Source organism: Rodentibacter sp. JRC1, assembly GCF_020521555.1.
GTDB classification, from domain to species: domain Bacteria; phylum Pseudomonadota; class Gammaproteobacteria; order Enterobacterales; family Pasteurellaceae; genus Rodentibacter; species Rodentibacter abscessus.
This window is the reverse complement of sequence record NZ_BPWA01000001.1, coordinates 1,630,134-1,640,176: the sequence shown is the minus strand read 5'-3', so window position 1 is coordinate 1,640,176 and position 10,043 is coordinate 1,630,134. Positions and strand designations below refer to the sequence as shown.

Below are 10,043 nucleotides of genomic sequence, written 5' to 3'. Positions count from 1 at the left end.
CTTTTTAATACAATACCTACCATTCTATTGTTTATATTTATATGATATTTTCAAATCTAAAGAAAATTTCATACAAATAAAAGATAGGATAAATTTCAGATACTTGCGGTATTTATAGCAAAACTGCACAAATCATTGTAAGGTAGTGTTAGGCGAAGCGTAACGCATCCTCCCAATAAATATAGGAGTGCAACTAAATACCGGATACTTGAGCTTAATAAAAAAACAAAAAAAACCCAAGTCTAAAGGTTTTTAATAAATAAAAACCTTTAGACTTGGGTTTTTTACTAAATAGAAGAAAAAGCTTGTGTCATGCTGTGCTGTGCTGTGCTGTGCTGTGCTGTGCTGTGCTGTGCTGTGCTGTGCTGTGCTGTGCTGTGCTGTGCTGTGCTGTGCTGTGCTGTGCTGTGCTGTGCTGTGCTGTGCTGTGCTGTGCTGTGCTGTGCTGTGCTGTGCTGTGCTGTGCTGTGCTGTGCTGTGCTGTGCTGTGCTGTGCTGTGCTGTGCTGTGCTGTGCTGTGCTGTGCTGTGCTGTGCTGTGCTGTGCTGTGCTGTGCTGTGCTGTGCTGTGCTGTGCTCATCAGTATATGTTTCATACTATATAAAGAAAAGAAAAATTTCCGTTATACCTTAAAAATAAGGGGTTAATTTACATTTTAGCTTATAAAGCTGTTAGCCATAAAATGGTCGCACATTCTACAATATTTTTCGTTTAAAAATAGCACTTTTTTGTAAATAAATGTAAATAAAATTTAACAAACAGTACAATATAGCTATACCATAGATATTTGTTAATTTTATCCGCAATATTACTCACTGCTCCCCAACCAAAAAGCGCACCAATTCTACAACAAATTCCAACCGCACTTTATTCTCTGTTAGATCCTTCATAAACTTGAATTTCAACGGGCCGTCAAAACGGTAGGTAATCGGCTCTTTTTGGATGAGTTGAATAAATTTTTCAGGGTCAACTTTTGCAGTTGGGGAAAATTCGATAAAGCCGCCCTGCTTGCCGGCATCAATACGCAACACTTTCAGCGGTTCGATCAATAAACGGAGTTCTGCAATTTGGATTAAGTTTTTTGCCTCCTCTGGTAGCAAGCCGAAACGATCGATAAGTTCAACTTTTAGCTCATCTAACGTTTGTTTACTTTTCGCAGCGGCAATGCGTTTATAGAAAGACAAACGCATATTGACATCGCCGAGATACTCATCAGGTAATAATGCAGGTATGCGCAATTCAATTTCCGCCTGTTGCAGTGTCAATTCTTCCAAAGAGGGTTCCCGCCCCTCTTTTAGCGCCTTCACAGCCGCATCCAGCAATTCCATATAAAGTGAGAAACCGATACTTTCGATTTGTCCGCTTTGTTCATTGCCGAGCAATTCACCTGCACCACGGATTTCTAAATCGTGCGTGGCAAGAATAAAGCCTGCCCCAAGATTATCCAGATTTTCCAACGCATCCAAACGGCGTTTGGCATCTTTCGTCATCATTTTTGGCGGTGGTGTAAGCAAATACGCATAGGCTTGATAATGTGAACGGCCGACACGCCCACGCAATTGGTGTAATTGTGCCACCCCAAAGTGATCCGCGCGTTCAATAATAATGGTATTCGCTGTCGGAACATCAATACCGGTTTCGATAATGGTTGAGCATACCAATACGTTATAACGTTGGTGATAAAAATCACTCATTACACGTTCTAACTCACGTTCCCGCATTTGCCCGTGCCCAACAATTACACGGGCTTCAGGTACAAGTGCGGTCAATTTTTCTGCCGTATTTTCAATACTCGCCACATCATTGTGTAAATAATACACTTGCCCTCCGCGCAAAATCTCACGCAGAATCGCCTCTCGCACCACAAGATCATCTTTCTGACGAACGAAAGTTTTAATGCTTAAACGGCGTGCAGGCGGGGTGGAAATAATGGAAAGATCCCGAATACCGTTCATCGCCATATTGAGCGTTCGTGGAATCGGTGTTGCCGTGAGAGTAAGGATATCAATATTGGCTCTAAGCTGTTTAATTTTCTCTTTTTGCCCTACACCAAAGCGATGCTCTTCATCAATAATTAACAAACCGAGATCACTAAATCTCACATCAGATTGGAGGAGTTTATGCGTGCCAATTAAAATATCCACCTTACCATCGGCAAGATTTTGTAAAATTTGTTTTTGCTCTTTTGCCGTTTTAAAACGGGATAACACCTCCACATTCACCGGTAAATTGGCAAAGCGATCTTTAAAGTTTTCAAAATGTTGTTGCGCCAATAACGTGGTCGGCACTAGGACTGCCACTTGTTTATGATTCATCACGGCTAAAAATGCCGCACGCATTGCCACCTCGGTTTTCCCAAAGCCCACATCACCACAAACCAAACGATCCATCGCTTTCGGCTGGCACATATCCGAAATCACCGCATTAATTGCCATTTCCTGATCATGCGTTTCTTCAAAGGGGAACGTGGCGGCGAATTGTTGAAATTCTTCACGATCATATTTAAACGCAAAACCTTTTTTTGCTTCCCGCTGTGCATAGACATCAAGTAATTCGGCGGCGACATCACGAATTTTTTCCGCCGCTTTCTGACGGGATTTCACCCAAGCTTCATTGCCTAATTTATGCAACGGCGCACTTTCATCCGAACCGCCTACGTAACGACTAATTAAATGTAACGAGGTTACCGGCACATAAAGTTTGGATTCGTTGGCATAATTCAGCAATAAATATTCCGCTTTCATGCCACCGGTATCCAATGTCACCAAACCACCGTAACGCCCCACCCCGTGATCAAGATGAACAACGGGTTGCCCGATTTTTAATTCTGCCAAATTACGCACCAAGGTATCGGGGTTGATGGTTTTGCGTTTATCACGTTGGCGCTGTTGTACACGCTCACCCAATAAATCTGTTTCACCGATAATTGCCAATGGTGGTGTTTGTTCAATAATAAAACCTTGCTCAAGAGAACCCACTAATAAGCTGAATTTTTCTTGCGTCTGTTCAAGAGATTGAATTTGTCTTGGTTTAAGTTTGAGCGGTTGAAGTAAATCCAACAGAGTTTCGCGCCGCCCTTCCGTTTCTACCGAAAACAAGATATTGCCTGTGAAATGTTCTATAAATTGACGAAGTTGCCCAAGCGGTTCTTTTTGTTGCGATTGAATAGTCAATGCAGGCAATGGGGAAACCGGTAAATTTTTCCGGCGTACGGATGACCGCACTTTTTCTTCCTGAAGGGTAATTCTCGGGTAAGTTTTTAAGCGGAGATTCACTTCATCAATATTTAACCAAAGTTTTTCCGCTGGCAACAAAGGGCGCATCGGATCAACTTTGCGTTGTTCATAGCGCTGTTTCGCATCTTGGAAAAAACGCTCACCTTGCGCTTGATTGCCTTGCATATCCACAAATAAACTTTGCTTTGGTAGGTAATCAAACAATGTTGCCATTTCCGCAAAGAAAAGCGGCTGCCAATATTCAATACCGGAAATCAATGTCCCTTTGCTGATTTGTTGATAAATGTGTTCCGGATCTCGGCGTATTTCACCAAAGGTTTCTCGAAACTGCGTGCGAAAAAATTCGATGCCTTTATCATCGGTCGGAAATTCGTGCGCAGGTAAAAGATTAATAGATTGAATTTCATCAAGGCTGCGCTGGGTATCTACATCAAAGGTACGAATGGAATCGATTTCATCATCAAAAAAATCTAACCGAAAAGGCACCGCACTTCCCATCGGAAACAAATCCAGCAATGAACCTCGCACCGCATATTCGCCGTGTTCCAACACCTGTTCAACCGAACGATAACCGGCTGCTTCCAACTGTAAACGCATTTTATCGATCACCAAACGATCGCCTTTTTTGATTAACAGTACGTTATGTTGCAAATATTGCGGTGGACAAAGGCGTTGCATTAATGTGGCAATCGGTAAAAGAAAAATGCCTTTTTTAGTATTTTGTAAGTGAAAAAGTGCGCTCAAACGTGAAGAAATGATTTCCTGATGCGGTGAGAAAATATCGTAAGGCAAGGTTTCCCAATCGGGAAATACGCGAACATCTTGTTTGCTTAATTCCGATAAAACACGCGATAAACGCACCGCACTTCGGGTATCAGGCGTCACAACAACGGTTAAACCTTGGTTTTGCTCGGCAATTTCGCTTATGGCAAGGGCATCTGCGCCCTGTAATACATTGCCTAGAATTTTGTGATCGTTGGATTCGGTGGGAATATCGAGTTGGAAAAAAGTGGTGTTCATTAATGCGTCAATCCGTTGGAAAAATTCGGTATTATGTATCCATTTAACAAAGAAAATTTTATCTCTGATATTTCTTGGGGTAGGGTGCGTTACGGCAAACCTAACGCACCCTACATTTGAATTAAAAACAGCCTTTTGTGCAAGTGAGGCATAATACCAGAAAAATTAACGCATAGTTTACTGGATTAAAAAAGGGGATTCAAGCTGATGTCTGTATAAAAAAACAGGTTACTTTTTAAAGAGAGAATCTTCTTTATGTAGGTTTCCGTTCTCATCTTCACGCATTTTCGGCACACCGCAACAGCTTGGTGAGTCAAGATCATAGGTTTTTAAGAAATTGTCGTATTTTTCTAAAGCTCGTTTAAACCAGCCTTTTGGTTTTTCGTTTTTTTCTGTTGTCGTCATAAAAGTTCCTTTAAATATCGTTTAATTTCTAAACGAAAGCATTCTACGCTTTTTTTCTTATCATAGGGAAACTGTTTTTTTGTTAAATACGCCAAAATATGCGGAAAATTTTCTTCCCCTTTATTTTTCAATAAACGGCGAATTGCCGGTATGGTTGAGAACAAAGTGCGGTGGAAATCGGCAAAGTTTTTTAGACTTTGCCAATCATCTTCGGCTAACAACCAATCCATTTTTTCATTCGTTATATTTTCTGCTAAAGGATGAAAAGAAAGCCCGATATTTCGCTGAAATTGTTGATGTGCAATCTGCACTAATTCCTGCCCTTGTTCAGAAATGCCTCGTAAAGCAATTGCCGAATAACAACCGCTGCTTGCTTCTTGATGTTCCCCCAAATGCACCAAAACAAAACCGCATTTTTGCCAAAAACACGCCAATTCCCTCGTATAACCAAAACTCACGGAAAGAAAATCTACATTTGCTTTCAGGCAAAACTCAATCAAATTTTGCCCGATTCCTCGTTGTTGCCAATTCGGCTGCACGGCAATACGTGAAATGCGCAAAGAAGATAATCGACAGGCTTGAGGAAGATTAGCATGGAAACAAAGAGCCTGCGGTACGAGATTTCCTTTTGGGCGGCGTTTTCCCTGTTGAATTTGTTCAATGAGTTTTTCATTCCTCATTCCACCCTCTTCTAACGCCCAAACCGCACCGAGAAGATGATGTGTTGATTCGGCAAAATAAAAACGCTGTTTCTCTCCATCAAGTAAGCGGCGTAAATCGATAGGCGAGGTGCGATAATGTGCCAATGTCATTAAGCCATAAAAGGTTTCAATGGAACGAATAAGCTGAGGTTGGGCAATTTCATTAATTTGAATTGCCATTTGTGCGTTATAGTTGATCGGCTTAAATTTATCTTCTACGTTGAGTAACAAAAGATCTTCAATAAAACCTTCCAGCGCATCATTTGCTTGCCAACGCAAAGGTTGTTGCAATTCAACATGCTGAAAAGTGCGGTCGATTTTTTGCTTAAATTTCAACAAAAAGCCCCGACCTGTTCCCTCATAACTGTGAATGGTAGTGCTGAAAACGATATACTTAAAATGTTGTGCAAACCGCTGTAACAGAGGCAAGGGGATCATCGCGGCTTCATCCACTAAAAGCCACGCATTTTCGCTGAACCTAGAATCTTGTTGTAAACGTGCATTCAGCTCGTCCGGAGCAAGAAATGTAAACCGCCGCTCGGCAAAATCACACAAAATATTGACCGCACTTTTATTGGGGGCGGTGAGATAAATCGGCGTTTCAATTTGATTGATCAGTAGCCCAAGCAACGCCGATTTTCCTCGTCCTCGCTTTGCTGTTAGGAAATAAAGATCAGATTGTTGTTGTAAAATCCGTTCGATGATTTGTTGCTGAGCTTTGGTTGCTTGGGTCTTTGGGGCCGCCTGTTTTTTTGTTTCCGCCTGATGAAAAACTTGTGGAAAATCGACCGCACTTTGTGCCGTCAAAATAGGGAAAGAATAATCTTTAAGACATTGTTTAAAATGATGAATAAAATTCGGCGTACAAATCATTGCCTCCGTACCATTCCAACGAAGGCTATCCTGATCCGGACATTGCGCTAAATTTTCCCAATCAGATAATAAAAGGCAAAGCATTCCTCCCATTTTCATCGTGCCGGCTGCAATGGCAAGAGCTTCTAAATGTATGCCGTTTCGCCCGTCAAATACAATATGTTCAAATTCTCGACCAAGTAAATTCATCGCTTTAGAAAAAGGTACACCTTCTTCTCCGACAATAATAGCTTGCGGTGGTAAATTTTTAGGCAATATGTCAGAAATAAGCACTTGGCATTGTCTAGTTAGCATCACCGTTCCCCAATAAGGATTTCCGATATGATGCAGCAATTGCACAAATCATTGTGGGGTGCTGTTAGGCGAAGCCGTAACGTAATAACAAAGGCGTAGGGTGTGTTAGCCGTAGGCGTAACGCACCATTTCATTATTAAGCCTTATTAATCGGTGAGTTACGCAAAGCTAACGCCCCCCTACCTCAAACAAATATTGGATATAAAGTTCTCTTTGTGCGACTGATACATAATACCGAGGATTTCTCTGTATTTTAGCGGAAACTCGATAGGTAAAAAAAGTTTTTTTATGATCGACTTTTTTCTTTATAACACTCCATTATTCTGCAAAAAACTTGATCTGACGCATGGGTTTGCATTCCCCAATATTGCGTTAAGCAAACGTTTACATTATGCTTGCGCCACTTTTTTTAACTTTAGGAGTACCCGATGATTCAAGTAATCGTTGCCGCTCACGGCAAACTTGCCGCAGAGCTGGTGAATTCTTCTGAAATGGTGTTCGGCGAAGTGGAAGGACTCCACGGCGTAACATTCGTTCCGGGAGAAGGGCAAGACACCTTGGTGGAAAAATATGAAGCGATTATCGCGCAATGTTCTCCATCAGATGCGGTGTTATTTTTAGTCGATTTATTCGGCGGTAGCCCATACAATGCCGCTGCCCGTGTGGCGGCGAAACGCCCACAAGACGACATAGTGACCGGTGTAAGTTTACCGATGCTGTTGGAAGTGTTAGATGCCAAGGATGATGCAAAATCCGCAGAGGATCTGGCTGCAACCGCTAAAGAAGTGGGCGTGATGGCGGTGAAAAGCTACCGTAAACCTGATGAAACCGCTTCTTTCAGCCAACCTGAAGAAACGAAAACCGAAAAGGTAGAAGAAACACAAGATGAGGAAGAAGATAACACTCAATATGATCCGAATGGTCGTATGAATGTGAACTTACTACGCATTGATGACCGTTTAATTCATGGTCAAGTCGCAACCTCTTGGGCAAAAGTGATAAAATGTGAAGCCATTTTTGCCATTAGCGATGAGGTGGCAAATGATGAACTTCGTAAGGAATTATTGCTTCAAATCGCCCCTCCACACTTGAAGGCTTATGTCATTTCCGTGGATAAAGCCATTAAGGTATATAACAATCCGAAATACGCCAGCCGTAATATTTTGATGTTAGTCACGAAACCTGAAGATGTCGTGCGTTTAATCGAAGGCGGATTACGCATTGATTCCATTAATGTGGGAGGAATGACACATAAAGAAGGCAATAAACAACTTTCCGATGCGGTTACGGTAAATCCTTCCAATGTGGAAGCCTTCAAAAAATTACTCGATATGGGTGTGAAACTCTCACTTCAAAAAGTGGCGGCAAATAAGCCCGTTGAACTTACCCGTGAAAAATTAGATTCAATTAAATTTTAGGAGAACCTTTTATGTCAACAATGGAACTCATTTTAGTCGTCCTCGTTGCGGCAATCTGCGGTATGGGAAGTGTGTTAGATGAACGCCAAACCCACCGTCCGCTTTTCGCTTGTACGATGATCGGTTTGGTATTAGGCGACATTGAAACCGGTATCATTCTCGGCGGTACGTTAGAAATGATCGCACTCGGTTGGATGAATGTGGGTGCGGCAATGGCACCGGATGCGGCACTTGCAAGTGTAATTTCCGCTATTTTGGTTATCAAAGGCGGACAATCCGTAGGAACAGCGATTGCAATCGCCGTACCTGTTGCCGCAGCCGGTCAGGTTCTCACTATTTTTGTGCGTACCTTAACCATTTTCTTGCAACACAAAGCGGATAAATTTGCCGAACAAGCGAATTTCCGTGGTATTGAATTGTGCCACTTTGCCGGTCTTTCTTTGCAAGCATTGCGTGTTGCGATTCCGGCATTGGCGGTAGGCTTAGTCGCAGGTACGGATACGGTAACCAGTGCGTTAAATGCCATTCCTGAAGTCATTACCCGTGGTTTACAAGTTGCCGGTGGGTTTATTGTAGTTGTGGGTTATGCAATGGTGATCAATATGATGCGTGCGGGTGCTTTAATGCCGTTCTTCTTCCTTGGTTTCGTGATTGCCTCTTTCACTAATTACAATTTAGTAGGTTTAGGCATTTTAGGTACTTGTTTGGCAATGCTTTATATCCAATTAAATCCTCGCTTCAACCAAGCGGCAATGCCTGTAGCAAGCAAAAGAAAATTAGCAGATAACGAATTAGAAGGTTTATAAGGAGCGCATTATGTCAGAACAAAAAGTTACCCTTACAAAAAGCGATATTTTAAGCACTTACTTCCGTTCAACGTTCCTTTTGGGTTCATTCAACTTTGAACGTATGCAATCAATGGGATTTTGTGTTTCTATGATCCCAACCATCAAACGCCTGTATAGTAAAAAAGAAGATCAAGCGGCGGCATTAAAACGTCATCTTGAATTCTTCAATACACACCCTTGGGTCGGTTCTGCCATTACGGGCGTAACCGCCGCCATGGAACAAGAACATGCAAACGGTGCAAAAGATGTTGATGATGCCGCAATCAGCGGTGTGAAAGTCGGTCTTATGGGACCGCTTGCCGGTGTAGGAGATCCAATTTTTTGGGGAACACTACGTCCGGTTTTAGCAGCCCTTGGTGCGGGTATCGCATTAACCGGTAGTCTTTTAGGTCCTTTGTTGTTTTTTATTTTAATCAACGTGATTCGTGCATTAACCCGTTGGTACGGTTTCAAATACGGTTATGAAAAAGGTACTGAAATTGTCTCTGATATGAGCGGGGGACGTTTACAAAAAATTACGCAGGGAGCCTCAATTCTCGGTCTCTTTGTCATGGGCTCGCTGGTATCAAAATGGACGACAATCAACGTGCCGTTAGAACTCATCCGTTATAAAAACCAAGTGGGTGAAGAAGTGATTGTAACCTTACAAGGTGTATTAAATAATCTTCTCCCAGGCTTGCTCGCATTATTACTAACTTTCTTCTGTATGTATTTACTGCGTAAAAAAGTCAATGCAATGGTGATTATCTTCGGTTTATTTGGTGTAGGAATCTTAGGCTACTGGGCGGGGGTTCTCGCTTAAATAGTTGTCTAAATTGATCGTAAGGGCGTATCATAGCGTCCTTATTTTTTAGGATAATTGTGATGAAATTAGCAGAATTAGTAAAGGCACCGCCAAGTGAAACTTATATTAAAAACAGCTCCCGTTTGGTCTCCGGCTTATTTATACTTGGCGGTTTGCTTTATTATCCGACAAACGGATACGGTACAGTTATCAGCTTGGCTCTGGTGTTAATCGTTTTATTCGGGCAAAAAATGTTGCTCAGTCAAGCCAATAAAGATTTTGCCGATATGTACCAAGCGAAACGATTATTTGAACAAACTCAAAAGGTTGATTATTTACGTTTTATTTTGGCACGTTCCGAACAAATGTTGAAAGATAATAAAGTACTTTCCGATAAAGCAAAATATGAAATAAAGCAGCTTAGAGAATTTTCCGAAGAAAAACTGACTGCTGAAAATCGCTAA

General features: G+C 41.8%; 8 protein-coding genes. 4 read left to right on the top strand and 4 right to left on the bottom strand.

Annotation, left to right across the window (positions count from 1 at the left end; genetic code table 11):
• Nucleotides 1-310 precede the first annotated feature (310 nt).
• From HEMROJRC1_RS07590 to HEMROJRC1_RS07575, 4 genes are all read right to left on the bottom strand, one after another.
• Nucleotides 311-595 (bottom strand): hypothetical protein, encoded by a 285-nt coding sequence (locus HEMROJRC1_RS07590; protein WP_226692347.1) that lies wholly within the window; start codon nt 593-595, stop codon nt 311-313.
• A gap of 217 nt (nt 596-812) precedes the next feature.
• Nucleotides 813-4,256 carry a transcription-repair coupling factor gene (gene mfd, locus HEMROJRC1_RS07585; protein WP_226692346.1) on the bottom strand — a complete coding sequence of 1,148 codons (3,444 nt, stop codon included), beginning with the start codon at nt 4,254-4,256 and terminating at the stop codon, nt 813-815.
• Between the two features lie 228 nt (nt 4,257-4,484).
• A complete protein-coding gene (locus HEMROJRC1_RS07580) occupies nt 4,485-4,661 on the bottom strand; it encodes a DUF5363 family protein (protein ID WP_194812814.1) in 177 nt (58 codons plus the stop codon).
• On the bottom strand, nt 4,658-6,529 hold the full coding sequence (locus HEMROJRC1_RS07575) for a tRNA(Met) cytidine acetyltransferase TmcA (RefSeq protein ID WP_226692345.1): 1,872 nt from the start codon (nt 6,527-6,529) through the stop codon (nt 4,658-4,660). The genes HEMROJRC1_RS07580 and HEMROJRC1_RS07575 overlap by 4 nt, the downstream gene beginning before the upstream one ends.
• Before the next feature lie 428 nt (nt 6,530-6,957).
• Between HEMROJRC1_RS07575 and HEMROJRC1_RS07570 the strand changes: the two genes are divergently transcribed.
• The 4 genes from HEMROJRC1_RS07570 (at nt 6,958) to HEMROJRC1_RS07555 (ending at nt 10,043) form a co-directional block, all read left to right on the top strand.
• Complete coding sequence (locus tag HEMROJRC1_RS07570; protein WP_226692344.1) at nt 6,958-7,947, top strand: mannose/fructose/sorbose PTS transporter subunit IIA; 990 nt, start codon at nt 6,958-6,960, stop codon at nt 7,945-7,947.
• 11 nt (nt 7,948-7,958) lie between these two features.
• Entirely contained in the window at nt 7,959-8,753 is a 795-nt protein-coding gene (locus HEMROJRC1_RS07565) for a PTS mannose/fructose/sorbose transporter subunit IIC (RefSeq protein ID WP_226692343.1), read from the top strand.
• 10 nt (nt 8,754-8,763) lie between these two features.
• Nucleotides 8,764-9,597, top strand: a complete 834-nt coding sequence (manZ, locus tag HEMROJRC1_RS07560) for a PTS mannose transporter subunit IID (RefSeq protein ID WP_226692342.1) — start codon at nt 8,764-8,766, stop codon at nt 9,595-9,597.
• A gap of 62 nt (nt 9,598-9,659) precedes the next feature.
• Nucleotides 9,660-10,043, top strand: a complete 384-nt coding sequence (locus tag HEMROJRC1_RS07555) for a hypothetical protein (RefSeq protein WP_226692341.1) — start codon at nt 9,660-9,662, stop codon at nt 10,041-10,043.